This is a genomic window from Grimontia kaedaensis, assembly GCF_023746615.1.
Classification (GTDB): domain Bacteria; phylum Pseudomonadota; class Gammaproteobacteria; order Enterobacterales; family Vibrionaceae; genus Enterovibrio; species Enterovibrio kaedaensis.
On record NZ_CP082275.1, the window covers coordinates 244,501 to 259,494 of the forward strand.

24 protein-coding genes are annotated in these 14,994 nt (G+C 48.3%); 22 read left to right on the forward strand and 2 right to left on the reverse strand.

Annotated elements, in window-relative coordinates; genetic code table 11:
* Positions 1-6: 6 nt before the first annotated feature.
* The gene (locus K6Q96_RS01180) at positions 7-231 is read right to left on the reverse strand and encodes a SlyX family protein (protein WP_002535174.1); all 225 of its coding nucleotides are present in this window, start codon (positions 229-231) and stop codon (positions 7-9) included.
* 14 nt (positions 232-245) lie between these two features.
* Positions 246-1,223, reverse strand: coding sequence for a WD40 repeat domain-containing protein (locus K6Q96_RS01185; protein WP_251877215.1), 978 nt, complete (start codon positions 1,221-1,223; stop codon positions 246-248).
* Between the two features lie 122 nt (positions 1,224-1,345).
* On the opposite strand from K6Q96_RS01185, the gene fkpA reads away from it, so the two are divergent.
* The 22 genes from fkpA (at position 1,346) to rpsQ (ending at position 14,993) form a co-directional block, all read left to right on the forward strand.
* On the forward strand, positions 1,346-2,122 hold the full coding sequence (gene fkpA, locus K6Q96_RS01190) for an FKBP-type peptidyl-prolyl cis-trans isomerase (RefSeq protein ID WP_251877217.1): 777 nt from the start codon (positions 1,346-1,348) through the stop codon (positions 2,120-2,122).
* Between the two features lie 165 nt (positions 2,123-2,287).
* Positions 2,288-3,010 (forward strand): helix-turn-helix transcriptional regulator, encoded by a 723-nt coding sequence (locus K6Q96_RS01195; RefSeq protein WP_251877219.1) that lies wholly within the window; start codon positions 2,288-2,290, stop codon positions 3,008-3,010.
* Positions 3,007-3,399: a sulfurtransferase complex subunit TusD gene (tusD, locus tag K6Q96_RS01200; protein ID WP_251877221.1), complete on the forward strand. Its 393-nt coding sequence runs from the start codon at positions 3,007-3,009 to the stop codon at positions 3,397-3,399. Before K6Q96_RS01195 ends, tusD begins: the two co-directional genes overlap by 4 nt.
* Before the next feature lie 8 nt (positions 3,400-3,407).
* Entirely contained in the window at positions 3,408-3,764 is a 357-nt protein-coding gene (gene tusC, locus K6Q96_RS01205) for a sulfurtransferase complex subunit TusC (protein ID WP_251877223.1), read from the forward strand.
* A 9-nt stretch (positions 3,765-3,773) separates the two neighbouring features.
* Positions 3,774-4,064, forward strand: coding sequence for a sulfurtransferase complex subunit TusB (gene tusB, locus K6Q96_RS01210; protein WP_251877224.1), 291 nt, complete (start codon positions 3,774-3,776; stop codon positions 4,062-4,064).
* Positions 4,065-4,243: 179 nt separating this feature from the next.
* Positions 4,244-4,618, forward strand: a complete 375-nt coding sequence (gene rpsL / locus K6Q96_RS01215; RefSeq protein WP_002535163.1) for a 30S ribosomal protein S12 — start codon at positions 4,244-4,246, stop codon at positions 4,616-4,618.
* A 98-nt stretch (positions 4,619-4,716) separates the two neighbouring features.
* Positions 4,717-5,187 (forward strand): 30S ribosomal protein S7, encoded by a 471-nt coding sequence (gene rpsG, locus K6Q96_RS01220; RefSeq protein WP_062667097.1) that lies wholly within the window; start codon positions 4,717-4,719, stop codon positions 5,185-5,187.
* 72 nt (positions 5,188-5,259) lie between these two features.
* Entirely contained in the window at positions 5,260-7,356 is a 2,097-nt protein-coding gene (gene fusA / locus K6Q96_RS01225) for an elongation factor G (RefSeq protein ID WP_251877226.1), read from the forward strand.
* A 104-nt stretch (positions 7,357-7,460) separates the two neighbouring features.
* Positions 7,461-8,645, forward strand: coding sequence for an elongation factor Tu (tuf, locus tag K6Q96_RS01230; protein WP_251877228.1), 1,185 nt, complete (start codon positions 7,461-7,463; stop codon positions 8,643-8,645).
* 247 nt (positions 8,646-8,892) lie between these two features.
* A complete protein-coding gene (locus K6Q96_RS01235; protein ID WP_251879551.1) occupies positions 8,893-9,084 on the forward strand; it encodes a bacterioferritin-associated ferredoxin in 192 nt (63 codons plus the stop codon).
* Between the two features lie 79 nt (positions 9,085-9,163).
* Positions 9,164-9,646, forward strand: a complete 483-nt coding sequence (gene bfr / locus K6Q96_RS01240) for a bacterioferritin (protein WP_062667940.1) — start codon at positions 9,164-9,166, stop codon at positions 9,644-9,646.
* 410 nt (positions 9,647-10,056) lie between these two features.
* Positions 10,057-10,368, forward strand: coding sequence for a 30S ribosomal protein S10 (gene rpsJ / locus K6Q96_RS01245; RefSeq protein WP_002541412.1), 312 nt, complete (start codon positions 10,057-10,059; stop codon positions 10,366-10,368).
* Between the two features lie 14 nt (positions 10,369-10,382).
* On the forward strand, positions 10,383-11,012 hold the full coding sequence (gene rplC / locus K6Q96_RS01250) for a 50S ribosomal protein L3 (protein ID WP_002541413.1): 630 nt from the start codon (positions 10,383-10,385) through the stop codon (positions 11,010-11,012).
* Positions 11,013-11,028: 16 nt separating this feature from the next.
* Positions 11,029-11,631 carry a 50S ribosomal protein L4 gene (rplD, locus tag K6Q96_RS01255; RefSeq protein WP_002541414.1) on the forward strand — a complete coding sequence of 201 codons (603 nt, stop codon included), beginning with the start codon at positions 11,029-11,031 and terminating at the stop codon, positions 11,629-11,631.
* Entirely contained in the window at positions 11,628-11,930 is a 303-nt protein-coding gene (gene rplW, locus K6Q96_RS01260; RefSeq protein ID WP_002541415.1) for a 50S ribosomal protein L23, read from the forward strand. Before rplD ends, rplW begins: the two co-directional genes overlap by 4 nt.
* A gap of 19 nt (positions 11,931-11,949) precedes the next feature.
* The gene (gene rplB / locus K6Q96_RS01265; RefSeq protein ID WP_002541416.1) at positions 11,950-12,774 is read left to right on the forward strand and encodes a 50S ribosomal protein L2; all 825 of its coding nucleotides are present in this window, start codon (positions 11,950-11,952) and stop codon (positions 12,772-12,774) included.
* Positions 12,775-12,794: 20 nt separating this feature from the next.
* A complete protein-coding gene (rpsS, locus tag K6Q96_RS01270) occupies positions 12,795-13,073 on the forward strand; it encodes a 30S ribosomal protein S19 (protein WP_046306435.1) in 279 nt (92 codons plus the stop codon).
* A gap of 11 nt (positions 13,074-13,084) precedes the next feature.
* Positions 13,085-13,417 (forward strand): 50S ribosomal protein L22, encoded by a 333-nt coding sequence (gene rplV / locus K6Q96_RS01275; RefSeq protein ID WP_251877230.1) that lies wholly within the window; start codon positions 13,085-13,087, stop codon positions 13,415-13,417.
* Positions 13,418-13,436: 19 nt separating this feature from the next.
* Positions 13,437-14,126 carry a 30S ribosomal protein S3 gene (gene rpsC / locus K6Q96_RS01280; RefSeq protein WP_002541419.1) on the forward strand — a complete coding sequence of 230 codons (690 nt, stop codon included), beginning with the start codon at positions 13,437-13,439 and terminating at the stop codon, positions 14,124-14,126.
* An 11-nt stretch (positions 14,127-14,137) separates the two neighbouring features.
* Positions 14,138-14,548: a 50S ribosomal protein L16 gene (gene rplP, locus K6Q96_RS01285; protein ID WP_002541420.1), complete on the forward strand. Its 411-nt coding sequence runs from the start codon at positions 14,138-14,140 to the stop codon at positions 14,546-14,548.
* Complete coding sequence (gene rpmC / locus K6Q96_RS01290; RefSeq protein WP_002541421.1) at positions 14,548-14,739, forward strand: 50S ribosomal protein L29; 192 nt, start codon at positions 14,548-14,550, stop codon at positions 14,737-14,739. Before rplP ends, rpmC begins: the two co-directional genes overlap by 1 nt.
* Positions 14,739-14,993, forward strand: a complete 255-nt coding sequence (rpsQ, locus tag K6Q96_RS01295; protein ID WP_002541422.1) for a 30S ribosomal protein S17 — start codon at positions 14,739-14,741, stop codon at positions 14,991-14,993. The genes rpmC and rpsQ overlap by 1 nt, the downstream gene beginning before the upstream one ends.
* Position 14,994 lies beyond the last annotated feature (1 nt).

Sequence of the window (14,994 nt, forward strand, 5' to 3'; positions counted from 1 at the left end):
TGTTTTTTAGTAATGCGGTGGCGGTGTTTCTTCCGACATGCTGGCAATGTTTGCCGGCTCCATCGCTTTCAGCTTGGTTACCAAAAAGGTTATTTGCGTTGCCATCTTGTCGATGGTTTTTTGCTGCTGGGTGATCGCATCATTCAGCTCTTCAATCGTGTGTTCCTGAAAAGCCTGTTTGATCTCCAGATCGTCAATTTGTTTCTGCAGACGCAGTTCTGTCTCGGTCATCTTGGTATCTCAAATTACTCTGCTATCCACGCCTGAGCGATGCCGGCGGAAGTGCCGGAAATCACGCGACCAGTTGGATCGATGGCGACATCATACACGACTGCACTGGGTGGACGCGTATTTTGTTGCTCTTCCGTCAACCAGCGGCCGAGATTGTCCCCGCTCTCTACATCCCAAAACTCTACCCGTCGTCCCGGTGTTCCAGTCACCAGTTTGGTGCCATCATCAGAAAAACGGGCGGTTGAGAAATTCGGATGGCGGTGGAACATATTGAGCTCGGTTTTTGGCTCGCCCGTCGATAAATCCCAGATAATGGCGGTGTCATCACCATCTGCAGAAAAGGCGAACTTACCGGTGCGGTGCAACTCTACGCGGGTGATACGGTGTTCATGAGGAAACTCATTGAGGATTTGCCCGGTTTCCGTGCTCCAAAAAAAGGCATTGTGATCATTACCGCCTGACATGGCGAATTTACCATTGGGTGCGAGTGACACACTGTTCACTTTATCTTGGTGGGCAAGGAACTCTAGGCGTCTTCCTGTGCCTAAGTCCACGAATAGGGCTTTGCCATTCGAAAGGGCAAGCAGCACTTTTTCGCCATTATTACTGATATCGACATCGCGGATGATGCCGTCGGAAATCGACCAAAGCCCTTCCGCTTGTCCCCACGCTAAGTCCCAAACTGCAAAGTTTTGCGACGTAGCCGTAATTGCATAGCGGTTGTTGTCAGAGATCTGACTGGCGATCACGGTGTTCTTATCCGGGTCCTGATCGCCGAATTCGGCCAGCTTTTTATTCTCTACCAAATCCCACAAATCAATGCCGTTGGACGTGGAAGCGATAAGCGCGAAGCGGCCGTCTCGGCTAAGGCTGAAACTGGTGACACCATCTGGATCCAGCGTCCAGCGCTGGGCTTCATGGGTAGAGTGAAAGCAACCGGAAAGTGCTAACAGTGTCAGAAATAAGCAAATTGAGCGGACGAATTGTCGCATTGCCCTTGTGTTCCTTATCTTGGACCCCTATAACGTCGAGTATATTGATCGTTTCGGGCTTTCGCATCGTTATCGCGTAAGCGAATAAAAGAAATGTGGGTTTTATACCAACGGAGTCACTAATGAAATCAGTTTTTAAAATGTCGCTGCTGGCTGCCACTGTTGCACTAGCTGTGGGTTGTCAGGAAGAAGCGAAAGACGAAACCGCAAAAGTTGAAGCGCCTGTTGCTGCTGAATCTGTAACGTTCGCAACCGAAGATGACAAAGCGGCATACGCGATTGGTGCGTCCCTGGCGCAGTACTTGAAAGCCAATCTGGATCAACAGGAAGAGTTGGGCTTGTCACTGAGCAATGATTTGGTTCTGCAGGGTGTGCAGGATGCATTTGCTGATAAATCTAAGCTGACCGAAGAAGAGGCGCAATTGGCGCTGCAAGCGCTGGATCAGCGTGTCGCTCAACTGGCTCAGGAAAAAGCTCAGGAAAAAGCAGCAGAAGCAGTTAAGACGGGCGAAGACTTCCGTGCACAGTTTGCGAAAACCGAAGGTGTTAACACCACTGATTCTGGTCTGATGTACCTGGTTGAAACTATGGGTGAAGGCAACAAGCCAGCAGCAGAAGATACCGTTGTGGTTCATTATAAGGGTACACTGACTGACGGCACGCAGTTCGATAGCTCTTACGACCGTAACCAACCAGCGACTTTCCCATTGAACCGCGTGATCCCAGGTTGGACTGAAGGTGTGCAGTTGATGCCTGTAGGCTCTAAATTCAAGTTCGTCATTCCGCCAGAGCTGGCATATGGCTCTCAAGATACGCCAGCAATCCCAGCTAACTCAACCCTAGTTTTTGAAGTTGAACTTCTGGAAATAAAAGGTCAGGGCGGCGAAGCGAAAGGTTAATCTTTCCACTGCACGTTTGCTTACAAAGAGAACCCCGGCTTTTGTCGGGGTTTTTTTATTTTCTTGATCTAAGTCTGTTAGACTTATCGCTAGATTTTAAAGTTTGCAGCTTTCGTTTATCTTTGCCTGCGGTAAACGAAATCCATCACAAAGGAAGATAAACCTGTGGTATCGACAGACAGCTTTGGTGCGGACGTGATCGTCGAAAGTGATCTTATTGAGAGTAATCCTTTCACCGACACCGATCGCGTTATCCTAAAATCTTATGAAGCCGTGGTAGATGGTCTTGCAGCCCTGATTGGTCAGCACTGTGAAATCGTGCTGCACTCACTGGAAGATTTGAACACCTCTGCTATCAAAATTGCCAACGGTGAGAACACTGGCCGTCAGGTGGGTTCGCCAATCACTGATTTGGCGCTTCGTATGCTTCGTGATATCGAAGGGTCTGAGCGAAACTTCTCACGTGCTTACTTCACGCGTGCCAAAGGCAATACCCTGATGAAGTCCATCACAGTAGCCATCCGCAATGCGGATAACCGCGTGATTGGTCTTTTGTGTATCAACATAAACCTGGATGCGCCATTTTCTCAAGTGCTGCAAGCTTTCATGCCGACAGAGGAAGCGCGTCAGGCAGTGTCTTCTGTTAACTTTGCCAGTGATGTTGATGAGCTGGTAGACCAAACGGTTGAACGCACCATTGAAGAAATCAATGCCGATAAGTCAGTGTCGAATAACACCAAGAACCGCCAGATTGTGATGGAGTTGTTCGATAAAGGTATTTTCGATATCAAAGATGCTATTAACCGAGTGGCAGATCGCCTCAATATTTCCAAACACACGGTTTATCTTTACATCCGCCAGCGTAAAGGTGAGGACGGCGAAAAATGAGCCTGAGTTATGTGCTGGTGGTGAATGGTCCAGTGTACGGGCGCCAGTCATCGCTCACCGCGTTCCGCTTTGCCAAAGCAGTGATAGAAAAAGGGTACACGTTAACGCGTGTGTTTTTCTATCAAGACGGTGTGTCCAATGCTTCCTCCCTGACTGTGCCAGCCAATGATGAATTTGATTTGGTTGCTGCTTGGCAATCGCTGTCAAAAGAGAGCGGTGTCGAGCTTGAAACCTGTGTTGCTGCTGCGCTGCGTCGTGGTCAGGTGAGCGAAGAAGAGGCCAAACAGCACGCCCTCACATCTTCCAACATGGCTGATGGCTTTTCTCAGGCAGGTCTTGGCGCGCTTTCGGAAGCTCTGCTGACTGCCGATCGCGTTATTCAGTTTTAGGTGCATGCATGAAAAAGATAGGTTTTGTTTTCTCTTCTGCGCCTCATGGTAACGCGTCTGGCCGGGAAGGGCTTGATGCAGTGCTGGCAACCTCCAATTACAGTGAAGATCTTATTCTGTTTTTCGTCGGTGATGCTGTGATGCAACTGCTGGCGGACCAAAAACCGGATGAGGTGCTGAGTCGCGACTATATTTCTACCTTTAAAATGTTGTCACTGTGTGATGTGGAAGAAATCTACGTGTGTGCTGACTCATTGGCTGAGCGTGGTCTGAGTGAACATCCCCTTGTTATTGAGGTAGAAAAAATCTCACCAACAGACATTGCAGCTTCACTGGGCCAATGCACCAAAGTGCTCCAGTTTTAAGGAATGACAATGCTTCATACCGTTAATGCTTCCCCTTATGCTTCATCAGCTCTGTCGAATTGTCTGCGATATTCCGAAAAACACAGTGAGATCCTTTTGCTGGAAGATGCAGTTGTTGCCGGGATCCTCGGTGGGCAATGGGAAGGACAGCTTATTTCATCAGGACGCAGAATTTATGTGCTTCAGGAAGATGCTATCGCTCGTGGCATCGAGCAGAAAATCGCTTCGCAATTTGAACTTATTGATATGGAAGGGTTTGTTGAGCTCACGGCCCGGCATGTCACGCAAATGAAATGGTGATTTAGCCGTCTATCTACTAGCGTAAAAGCTTGGGAATGTAGCGGTTATAAAACGATCAATGCAAAGATCGTTGTATAAATCTTGACACCCAATTTGACGACGCCTAAAATTTCGCGTCCCTACTTTTGTGGGGCATAGATTTTTCACACTTATACGTAAGTAATATCAGGAGCTATTTAATGGCAACTATTAACCAGCTGGTACGCAAGCCACGCATCAAGCAAGTTGCAAAAAGCAACGTGCCTGCGCTGGAAGCGTGTCCGCAAAAACGTGGTGTATGTACTCGTGTTTACACCACTACTCCTAAAAAACCTAACTCGGCACTGCGTAAAGTATGTCGTGTTCGCCTGACCAACGGTTTTGAAGTTACTTCATACATCGGTGGTGAAGGTCACAACCTGCAAGAGCACTCAGTTGTTCTGATCCGCGGTGGTCGTGTTAAAGACCTTCCGGGTGTGCGTTACCACACCGTTCGTGGTGCACTTGACTGTGCAGGCGTTAACGACCGTAAACAAGGTCGTTCTAAGTACGGTGTGAAGCGTCCTAAGTCTTAATGGAATCCGTTAAGTAAGGCCAAACACTAATTAATTTGTAATTTTGAAAAAACTGAAAAGTTTTGGATAAAACCTGAAGAAGACAACGGAGAATTTCCATGCCACGTCGTCGCGTAATTGGTCAGCGTAAAATCCTGCCGGATCCTAAGTTCGGATCAGAGCTGCTGGCAAAATTTGTAAACATCGTAATGGTTGACGGTAAGAAGTCGACTGCTGAAAAAATCGTTTATGGTGCACTGGACATCATGGCAGAGCGTTCTGGTAAAGAGCACCTGTCCGTGTTCGAAGCCGCTCTTGAAAACGTACGCCCTGCGGTAGAGGTTAAATCTCGCCGTGTTGGTGGTTCAACTTACCAAGTGCCAGTAGAAGTGCGTCCTGTACGTCGTAACGCTCTGGCAATGCGTTGGTTGGTTGAAGCTGCGCGTAAGCGTGGTGAAAAATCTATGGCTCAGCGTCTGGCTAACGAAATGCTGGATGCATCTGAGAACAAAGGTACTGCTGTTAAGAAACGTGAAGACGTTCACCGTATGGCAGAAGCGAACAAAGCATTCGCTCATTACCGCTGGTAATACCTTTTTGGGCGCGACTCCGGTCGCGCCTAAACCACATTCTAAGGATACCCTTAGTAAGAGGATACTACTGTGGCTCGTAAGACCCCTATTGAGCGCTACCGTAACATCGGTATTTGTGCGCACGTAGACGCAGGTAAAACTACAACAACAGAGCGTATCCTGTTTTACACCGGTCTTTCTCATAAAATTGGTGAAGTGCACGATGGTGCGGCAACCATGGACTGGATGGAACAGGAGCAAGAGCGTGGTATCACCATCACCTCCGCTGCGACTACAACTTTCTGGCGCGGTATGGATGCACAATTCCCTGAGCATCGCATCAACATCATTGATACCCCAGGACACGTCGACTTTACCATCGAGGTAGAGCGTTCCCTGCGCGTATTGGATGGTGCAGTAGTTGTATTCTGTGGTTCTTCCGGTGTTGAACCTCAGTCAGAGACCGTTTGGCGTCAGGCTGACAAATATGAAGTTCCTCGTATGGTTTTCGTCAATAAGATGGACCGTGCAGGCGCAGATTTTTTGCGTGTGGTTGAGCAGATTAAAGTTCGACTGGGCGCAACTCCAGTGCCAATTCATCTGAATATCGGTGCTGAAGAAGACTTCCGCGGTGTTATCGACCTTATCAAAATGAAGGCGATTAACTGGAGCGAAGCTGATCAGGGTATGAGCTTCACATACGAAGACATCCCGGCAGACATGCAAGAGCTGGCTGATGAGTGGCACCAGAATTTGGTAGAAGCCGCTGCTGAAGCAAACGAAGAGTTGATGGACAAGTACCTTGAAGAAGGTGAATTGACCGAAGCTGAAATCAAGCAAGCTCTGCGTGAACGTACACTGAATAATGAAATCGTACTGGCGACTTGTGGTTCTGCATTCAAGAACAAAGGCGTTCAGGCGGTTCTTGATGCTGTTATTGAGTTCCTTCCTTCCCCTGTTGACGTAAAAGCGATCAAAGGTGAAGACGAAGATGGCAACGAGATCGAGCGTCACTCTGACGACAACGAACCGTTCGCAGCTCTGGCATTTAAGATTGCTACAGACCCATTCGTGGGTACTCTGACCTTCCTGCGTGTTTACTCAGGTGTGGTTAACACTGGCGACACTGTTTACAACTCAGTGAAGCAAAAGCGTGAGCGTTTCGGCCGTATCGTTCAGATGCACTCAAACAAGCGTGAAGAAATCAAAGAAATTCGCGCGGGTGACATTGCAGCAGCCATTGGTCTGAAAGACGTCACTACAGGTGACACTCTGTGTTCACAAGAATCAAAAGTTGTTCTTGAGCGCATGGAATTCCCTGAACCAGTTATTCAGATCGCTGTAGAGCCACGCTCTAAAGCAGACCAGGAAAAAATGGGTATCGCGCTGGGCAAACTGGCGGCAGAAGATCCATCATTCCGCGTTGAAACCGATGACGAGTCAGGCCAGACCCTGATCTCAGGTATGGGTGAGCTCCACCTGGACATCATCGTTGACCGTATGCGTCGTGAGTTCAGCGTAGAATGTAATGTAGGTAAGCCACAGGTGGCATACCGCGAAACCATCCGTGGTTCGGCTGAAGTCGAAGGTAAATTCGTCAAGCAGTCTGGTGGTCGTGGTCAGTACGGTCATGTTTGGCTGAAACTGGAACCATCTGAGAAAGGCGAAGGTTTTGTCTTCGTCGATGAAATTGTTGGTGGTGTGGTACCGAAAGAATACATCGGTGCTGTTGCTAAAGGTGTTGAAGAGCAGATGAGTAGTGGTGTACTTGCCGGCTACCCAGTGCTTGATATCAAAGCAACGCTTTTTGATGGTTCGTACCATGATGTTGACTCCAACGAAATGGCGTTTAAGATCGCTGCATCTATGGCGTTCAAGAAAGGTGCACTTGAAGCGCAACCTGTCATTCTTGAGCCAATGATGAAAGTGGAAGTTACCACTCCAGAAGACTGGATGGGTGACGTAGTGGGCGACCTGAACCGTCGTCGTGGTCTGATTGGCGGTATGGATGAAGGTCCAGCCGGTTTGAAGATCATTCGCGCGCAGGTGCCACTGGCTGAGATGTTTGGTTACGCAACTGACTTGCGTTCAGCGACTCAGGGCCGCGCATCTTACTCTATGGAATTCAGTGATTACTCTGATATTCCTAAGAATATCGCTGATTCAATCATCGCAGAGCGTTCTTGATTGATAGGTGGTTTTAATGCTGGCATTATTGGCCCGCATTAATAAAAACTTCTGATCGCACTCACGACGGTGAGTGCGGCTCACAACTAGGAAGGAACACGATCGTGTCTAAAGAAAAATTTGAACGTACGAAACCGCACGTTAACGTTGGTACTATCGGCCACGTTGACCACGGTAAAACCACTCTGACTGCAGCAATCTGTACTGTACTGTCTAAAACTTACGGCGGTTCAGCGCGTGACTTCGCATCAATCGATAACGCGCCAGAAGAGCGCGAGCGTGGTATCACTATCTCTACTTCACACGTAGAGTACGATACTCCAACTCGCCACTACGCACACGTAGACTGCCCAGGACACGCTGACTATGTTAAAAACATGATCACCGGTGCTGCGCAAATGGACGGTGGTATCCTGGTTGTTGCGGCAACTGACGGTCCAATGCCACAAACTCGTGAGCACATCCTGCTGGGTCGCCAGGTTGGTATTCCATACATCCTTGTATTCATGAACAAGTGTGACATGGTTGACGACGAAGAGCTGCTTGAGCTGGTTGAGATGGAAGTTCGTGAACTGCTGTCTGAGTACGAATTCCCAGGCGACGACTGCCCAGTTATTCAAGGTTCTGCACTGGGTGCACTGAACGGCGAAGCTGAGTGGGAAGCGAAAATCGTTGAGCTGGCAGAAGCACTGGATTCATACATCCCAGAGCCAGAGCGTGCGATCGACAAGCCATTCATCCTGCCAATCGAAGACGTATTCTCAATCCAAGGCCGTGGTACTGTTGTAACTGGTCGTGTTGAGCAAGGTATCGTTCGCGTAGGTGACGAAGTTGCTATCGTAGGTATCAAAGACACTACCACTACTACTTGTACTGGTGTTGAGATGTTCCGTAAGCTTCTTGACGAAGGCCGTGCAGGTGAGAACGTTGGTGTTCTGCTGCGTGGTACTAAGCGTGACGAAGTTGAGCGTGGTCAAGTACTGGCTAAGCCTGGTTCTATCACTCCTCACACTAAGTTCGAGTCAGAAGTATACGTTCTGTCTAAAGACGAAGGCGGCCGTCATACTCCGTTCTTCAAAGGCTACCGTCCACAGTTCTACTTCCGTACGACTGACGTGACCGGTACTATCGAACTGCCAGAAGGCGTTGAGATGGTAATGCCGGGCGACAACATCCAAATGGTTGTTGAGCTGATTGCACCAATCGCGATGGACGAAGGCCTGCGCTTCGCTATCCGTGAAGGTGGCCGTACTGTAGGTGCGGGTGTTGTTGCTAAGATCCTTGCTTAATTTTCATTAAGCTTCGATTAGCACAATGCTAGAAAAAGGACGCTTCGGCGTCCTTTTTCATTTTTGGCAATCTGTTTTTTGGTATGGCATCAGCCAGATAGGTACATTTCATTCCTGATGTGATGCTCCTTCAAATTCCGTCTTCGTCCTTTTCTCTCATTATTCGTCAATTAATCGAAGAAACGAATTGGTAATGCTAACAATTCTCGTTTATATTGTTATTAGATTCATTGAGGAAGATAGAAAGATGTACGTTTGTTTGTGCCATGGGATTTCTGATAAAACATTGAAGAAGCTTGCATATGAGCAAGGGGTCGATGACATCCGTGAAATCAGAAAGCTAACTCCCTTGGGCTCACAGTGCGGCAAATGTATCCGTCCAGCGAAGGAAATCCTTCAAGAAGCTTCGTTGAATCCACTTTATAAGAAAGTAGGTTAAAACTGCTTTTCTAATAACTGACATTGACGACTCTTCATTCGGTTCTACTTTTAATAGACGCCGAAGAGGAGAGCGCGTTATGAAATCCGATCCAAAAATCATCCAACACCTCAACAAAATCCTAGGCAACGAGCTCGTCGCCATTAACCAGTATTTCCTTCATGCCCGAATGTACAAAGATTGGGGTTTGAAAGTGATCGCTGATAAAGAATACGACGAATCTATCGATGAGATGAAACATGCCGATGATCTGATTGAGCGTATCCTCTTCCTCGAAGGTATTCCTAACCTCCAAGATCTTGGAAAACTCCGTATCGGGGAAGATACCAAAGAAATGCTTGAGTGCGACTTAGCGCTGGAAATGGATGCTATTCCTGATCTGCGCGATGCCATTGAATATGCTGAAAGCGTCCGTGACTACGTGTCGCGTGATCTATTTCAGGATATTCTGGAAGACGAAGAAGAACATGTAGATTGGTTGGAAACCCAATTAGGATTGATCGATAAAGTGGGTATTCAGAATTACAATCAGGCACAAATGATTGAATGCGAAGACTCTTAAGCAAAGATTTTGAATAAGAGAAAAGGGAGCCCAAAAGAGGCTCCTTTTTCGTTAAAGTGGCAAAGCCAGAGGCCGCAATTTTACTCGCGCGCTTATCCCCCTGATTATTTTTTAAACGCCACTTGCAAAGCAAATTGTGATCTGTATAATGCCCCGCACTGCCTGAGACATTTGCTCTCAACCGTGCAGTTGTGAACCAATGAGCACAGGAGGAAGACCCTTCGCAGTAGGCGAAAGCCTGAGGTGGTCGGTAATGTATACTCCGCTTATGTTCGCAGTCATATAAAATGGCTGACAATGTATCAGATTTTGATACTACGGTTTCACATAAATCAATCGGCATTCCCTCGTATTTATGAGGTTGAGTGGCGATATTGTTTGTGTAATTTTTTAATTTGGAGCTCTGTCTAATGCAGAACCAACGTATCCGTATCCGCCTGAAGGCTTTCGATCACCGTTTGATCGACCAGTCTACTGCGGAAATCGTTGAAACCGCTAAGCGCACTGGTGCGCAGGTGAAGGGTCCAATCCCTCTGCCAACTCGCAAAGAGCGCTTCACCGTTCTTATCTCTCCGCACGTAAACAAAGATGCACGTGACCAGTACGAAATCCGTACTCACAAGCGTCTGATCGACATCGTTGAGCCAACAGATAAAACTGTTGACGCTCTGATGCGTCTTGACCTTGCTGCGGGCGTTGATGTTCAAATCAGCCTGGGTTAAGAGGGGAGCTAATAATGATTGGTCTAGTCGGTCGTAAAGTGGGCATGACTCGCATCTTCACTGAAGAAGGCGTTTCTATCCCTGTAACCGTTGTAGAAGTAGAAACTAACCGTGTTACTCAGGTACGTACTCCTGAAGTAGATGGTTACTCTGCTATCCAAGTAACTTCAGGCGCTAAGAAAGCAAGCCGCGTAACTAAGCCAGAAGCTGGTCACTTTGCGAAAGCAGGTGTTGAAGCTGGCCGCGGTCTGTGGGAATTCCGTCTGGAAAACGGCGAAGATTTCGAAGTAGGCGCTGAGCTGAACGTTGATCTGTTCGCTGAAATCAAAAAAGTAGACGTTACTGGCACATCTAAAGGTAAGGGCTTCCAAGGCGCTGTTAAGCGTTGGAACTTCCGTACTCAAGATATGACCCACGGTAACTCCTTGTCTCACCGTGCTCCTGGTTCTATCGGTCAATGTCAGACTCCAGGTCGCGTATTCAAAGGCAAGAAAATGGCAGGTCACATGGGTGCTGAGCAGGTAACTACTCAAAACCTTGAGATCGTACGTGTTGACGCTGAGCGCAAACTGCTTCTTATCAAAGGTGCAGTACCAGGTGCGACTGGCAGCAACGTGATCGTTAAACCAGCCGTTAAAGCGTAACGTCGAGGAGATAGTAATGGAATTGGTAGTAAAAGGCGCTGACGCGCTGACTGTTTCCGAAACTACCTTCGGGCGTGAGTTCAACGAAGCTCTGGTTCACCAAGTAGTAGTTGCATACGCAGCTGGTGCCCGTCAAGGTACTCGTGCGCAAAAGACTCGTTCAGACGTATCAGGTGGCGGTGCTAAGCCATGGCGTCAGAAGGGTACTGGTCGCGCTCGTGCAGGTACAATCCGTAGCCCAATCTGGCGCTCGGGTGGTGTAACTTTCGCTGCGCGTCCTCAGGACCACAGCCAGAAAGTTAACAAGAAAATGTACCGTGGTGCTATTAAAAGCATCCTGTCTGAGCTGGTTCGTCAAGAGCGTCTGATCGTTGTTGATAACTTCTCAGTAGAAGCACCAAAAACTAAAGAGCTGATCGCTAAGCTGAAAGAGCTTGAGCTGTCTGAAGCTCTGATCGTAACTGCAGAAGTTGATGAGAACCTGTTCTTGGCAGCGCGCAACCTGTACAAGGTTGATGTTCGCGATGCAGCAGGCATTGACCCAGTTAGCCTGATCGCTTTCGACAAAGTAGTTATGACTGCAGCTGCAGTTAAGCAAGTTGAGGAGATGCTGGGATGATCACTGAAGAGCGTATCCTGAAAGTTCTGCGTGCTCCGCACATCTCTGAAAAAGCAACCATGGCTGCTGAAAACGGTAACACTATCGTTTTCAAAGTAGCGATGACTGCGACTAAGAGAGAGATCAAAGCAGCAGTTGAGAAACTGTTCGAAGTTGAAGTGAAGTCTGTAAATACTCTTATCACTAAGGGTAAGACCAAACGTCAAGGTATGCGCCAAGGCCGTCGTTCAGACGTGAAAAAAGCGTACGTTATCTTGAAAGAAGGTCAAGACATCGACTTCGCTGGCGGCGCTGAGTAAGACGGAGGAGTAACAGAAAATGGCAATTGTTAAATGTAAGCCTACTTCACCGGGTCGTCGTCACGTTGTTAAGATTGTAAACGCTGACCTGTACAAAGGTAAGCCTTACGCACCACTGCTGGAGAAAAACTCTAAGTCTGGTGGTCGTAACAACAACGGTCGTATCACTGTACGTCACATCGGTGGTGGTCATAAGCAACACTACCGTGTAATTGACTTCAAACGTACTAAAGACGGCATCCCAGCGAAAGTTGAGCGTCTGGAATACGATCCAAACCGTAGCGCGAACATCGCACTCGTTTTGTACGCAGACGGTGAGCGTCGTTACATCATTGCACCTAAAGGCCTGAAAGCCGGCGACCAGATCCAATCTGGTTCAGATGCTGCGATCAAAGTAGGTAACAGCCTGCCAATGCGCAACATCCCAGTAGGTTCTACAGTTCACAACGTTGAACTGAAGCCTGGTAAAGGTGCTCAGCTGGCTCGTTCAGCTGGTGCATACGCACAAATCGTAGCTCGCGATGGCGCATACGTAACTATTCGTCTGCGTTCTGGTGAGATGCGTAAAGTTCTTTCTGAAGGTCGTGCGACCATCGGTGAAGTTGGTAACGCAGAACACATGCTGCGTGAACTGGGTAAAGCAGGTGCTACTCGCTGGAAGGGCGTTCGTCCAACAGTACGTGGTGTTGCAATGAACCCAGTAGACCACCCACACGGTGGTGGTGAAGGTCGTACTTCGGGCGGTCGTCACCCAGTATCTCCTTGGGGTATGCCTACTAAAGGCTTCAAGACCCGTAAGAACAAACGTACCGACAAGTACATCGTACGTCGTCGTAACAAGTAATTTATATCAGAGGATAAGCCATGCCACGTTCTCTCAAGAAAGGTCCTTTTATTGACCTGCACTTGCTGAAGAAGGTAGAGAAAGCGTTGGAAAGCGGTGACAAGAAGCCTGTTAAGACTTGGTCCCGTCGTTCAATGATCATCCCTCAGATGATCGGTTTGACCATCGCTGTCCATAATGGTCGTCAGCACGTACCTGTTTTCATCACTGATGAGATGATCGGTCACAAGCTGGGCGAATTTGCACCAACACGTACTTATCGCGGCCACGCTGCTGATAAGAAAGCTAAGAAGCGTTAAGGAGTTAAGATATGGAAGCTATTGCTAAACATCGCTTTGCTCGTATTTCGCCTCAGAAAGCACGTTTGGTAGCAGACCAAGTGCGCGGTAAAAACGTTGCACAAGCAATTGAACTTCTGACTTTCAGCGACAAAAAAGCCGCTGACCTGATCAAGAAGGTGCTGGAGTCTGCAATTGCAAACGCTGAGCATAACGAAGGCGCAGACATCGATGATTTGTCTGTAGCAAAAATCTTCGTTGACGAAGGCCCAATCATGAAGCGCATCATGCCTCGTGCAAAAGGCCGTGCCGATCGCATCTTGAAGCGTTCTAGCCACATCACTGTTGTTGTAGCAGACCGCTAAGAGACGAGGAGAGAAAGCAATGGGTCAAAAAGTACATCCTAATGGTATTCGTCTTGGCATCTGTAAGCCTTGGAATTCCACTTGGTTTGCTAACAGCCAAGATTTCGCTGACAACCTAGACGGCGACTTCAAGGTACGTCAGTTCCTGACTAAAGAACTGTCTAAAGCGTCTGTTTCTCGTATCGTTATCGAGCGTCCTGCTAAGAGCATCCGTGTGACTATCCACACTGCTCGCCCAGGCGTTGTTATCGGTAAGAAAGGCGAAGACGTAGAAAAACTGCGCGCTCGCGTTGCACAGCTGGCAGGTGTTCCTGCTCAAATCAACATCGCAGAAGTACGCAAGCCTGAGCTTGACGCACAACTGGTTGGTGACAGCATCGCGTCTCAGCTAGAGCGTCGTGTTATGTTCCGTCGTGCTATGAAGCGTGCGGTACAGAACGCAATGCGTCTGGGTGCCAAGGGTATCAAAGTGGAAGTAAGCGGCCGTCTTGGCGGTGCTGAAATCGCTCGTACCGAGTGGTACCGTGAAGGTCGTGTGCCACTGCACACTCTTCGTGCTGACATTGATTACGCAACTTCTTCGGCTCACACCACTTACGGTGTAATTGGCATCAAAGTTTGGATCTTCAAAGGTGAAGTTCTGGGCGGCATGCCAGTAGCAGAGCCACAGGCTGATAAGCCTAAGAAGCAGCGTAAAGGCCGTAAGTAAGGAGTCTATCGATGCTTCAACCAAAACGTACTAAGTTCCGCAAGACTCATAAGGGTCGTAACCGCGGTCTTGCTGCAGGTACTGACGTAAGCTTCGGTACCTTCGGCCTGAAAGCTGTTGGTCGTGGTCGTATCACTGCGCGTCAGATCGAAGCTGCACGTCGTGCTATGACTCGTCACATCAAACGTCAGGGTCAAATCTGGATCCGTGTGTTCCCAGACAAGCCAATCACTACCAAACCTCTGGAAGTTCGTCAGGGTAAAGGTAAGGGTTCTGTGAGCTACTGGGTTGCACAAATCCAACCAGGTAAAGTCCTGTACGAGATGGATGGTGTTTCTGAAAGCCTTGCTCGCGAAGCATTCGAGCTGGCTTCTCGTAAACTACCTATCAAAACCACTTTCGTAACTAAGGCGGTGATGTGATGAAAGCACAAGAACTTCGCGAAAAGAGCGTAGAGCAGCTGAATGAAGAACTGCTGGGTCTGCTGCGTGAGCAATTCAACCTGCGCATGCAAGCGGCTACTGGCCAACTTCAGCAAACTCACACTCTGAAGAACGTTCGTCGCGATATCGCACGTGTTAAAACCGTTCTGAACCAGAAGGGCAACGCATAATGAGCGACAAAATCCGTACTCAACAAGGTCGTGTAATTAGCGACAAGATGGATAAATCTATCGTTGTTGCTATCGAACGCCAGGTGAAACACCCAATTTACGGTAAATTCATCAAGCGTACGACTAAACTGCACGCTCATGACGAAAACAACGAGTGCGCACAAGGCGATACCGTTGAGATCCGTGAGTGCCGTCCACTGTCTAAGACTAAGTCTTGGACTCTGGTACGCGTAGTTGAGAAAGCACGCCTGTAAG

Excerpts from the sequence above, each read along its gene's own strand:
- rplV (WP_251877230.1), top strand. The coding sequence starts at position 13,085 with ATGGAAGCTATTGCTAAACATCGCTTTGCTCGTATTTCGCCTCAGAAA.
- rpsQ (WP_002541422.1), top strand. The coding sequence starts at position 14,739 with ATGAGCGACAAAATCCGTACTCAACAAGGTCGTGTAATTAGCGACAAG.
- K6Q96_RS01235 (WP_251879551.1), top strand. The coding sequence starts at position 8,893 with ATGTACGTTTGTTTGTGCCATGGGATTTCTGATAAAACATTGAAGAAG.
- fkpA (WP_251877217.1), top strand. The coding sequence starts at position 1,346 with ATGAAATCAGTTTTTAAAATGTCGCTGCTGGCTGCCACTGTTGCACTA.
- rpsJ (WP_002541412.1), top strand. The coding sequence starts at position 10,057 with ATGCAGAACCAACGTATCCGTATCCGCCTGAAGGCTTTCGATCACCGT.
- bfr (WP_062667940.1), top strand. The coding sequence starts at position 9,164 with ATGAAATCCGATCCAAAAATCATCCAACACCTCAACAAAATCCTAGGC.
- rplD (WP_002541414.1), top strand. The coding sequence starts at position 11,029 with ATGGAATTGGTAGTAAAAGGCGCTGACGCGCTGACTGTTTCCGAAACT.
- rplB (WP_002541416.1), top strand. The coding sequence starts at position 11,950 with ATGGCAATTGTTAAATGTAAGCCTACTTCACCGGGTCGTCGTCACGTT.
- rplP (WP_002541420.1), top strand. The coding sequence starts at position 14,138 with ATGCTTCAACCAAAACGTACTAAGTTCCGCAAGACTCATAAGGGTCGT.
- K6Q96_RS01180 (WP_002535174.1), bottom strand. The coding sequence starts at position 231 with ATGACCGAGACAGAACTGCGTCTGCAGAAACAAATTGACGATCTGGAG.
- rpsC (WP_002541419.1), top strand. The coding sequence starts at position 13,437 with ATGGGTCAAAAAGTACATCCTAATGGTATTCGTCTTGGCATCTGTAAG.
- rpsS (WP_046306435.1), top strand. The coding sequence starts at position 12,795 with ATGCCACGTTCTCTCAAGAAAGGTCCTTTTATTGACCTGCACTTGCTG.
- rplW (WP_002541415.1), top strand. The coding sequence starts at position 11,628 with ATGATCACTGAAGAGCGTATCCTGAAAGTTCTGCGTGCTCCGCACATC.
- rpmC (WP_002541421.1), top strand. The coding sequence starts at position 14,548 with ATGAAAGCACAAGAACTTCGCGAAAAGAGCGTAGAGCAGCTGAATGAA.
- tusC (WP_251877223.1), top strand. The coding sequence starts at position 3,408 with ATGAAAAAGATAGGTTTTGTTTTCTCTTCTGCGCCTCATGGTAACGCG.
- rpsG (WP_062667097.1), top strand. The coding sequence starts at position 4,717 with ATGCCACGTCGTCGCGTAATTGGTCAGCGTAAAATCCTGCCGGATCCT.
- rplC (WP_002541413.1), top strand. The coding sequence starts at position 10,383 with ATGATTGGTCTAGTCGGTCGTAAAGTGGGCATGACTCGCATCTTCACT.
- K6Q96_RS01185 (WP_251877215.1), bottom strand. The coding sequence starts at position 1,223 with ATGCGACAATTCGTCCGCTCAATTTGCTTATTTCTGACACTGTTAGCA.
- rpsL (WP_002535163.1), top strand. The coding sequence starts at position 4,244 with ATGGCAACTATTAACCAGCTGGTACGCAAGCCACGCATCAAGCAAGTT.
- tusD (WP_251877221.1), top strand. The coding sequence starts at position 3,007 with ATGAGCCTGAGTTATGTGCTGGTGGTGAATGGTCCAGTGTACGGGCGC.
- tusB (WP_251877224.1), top strand. The coding sequence starts at position 3,774 with ATGCTTCATACCGTTAATGCTTCCCCTTATGCTTCATCAGCTCTGTCG.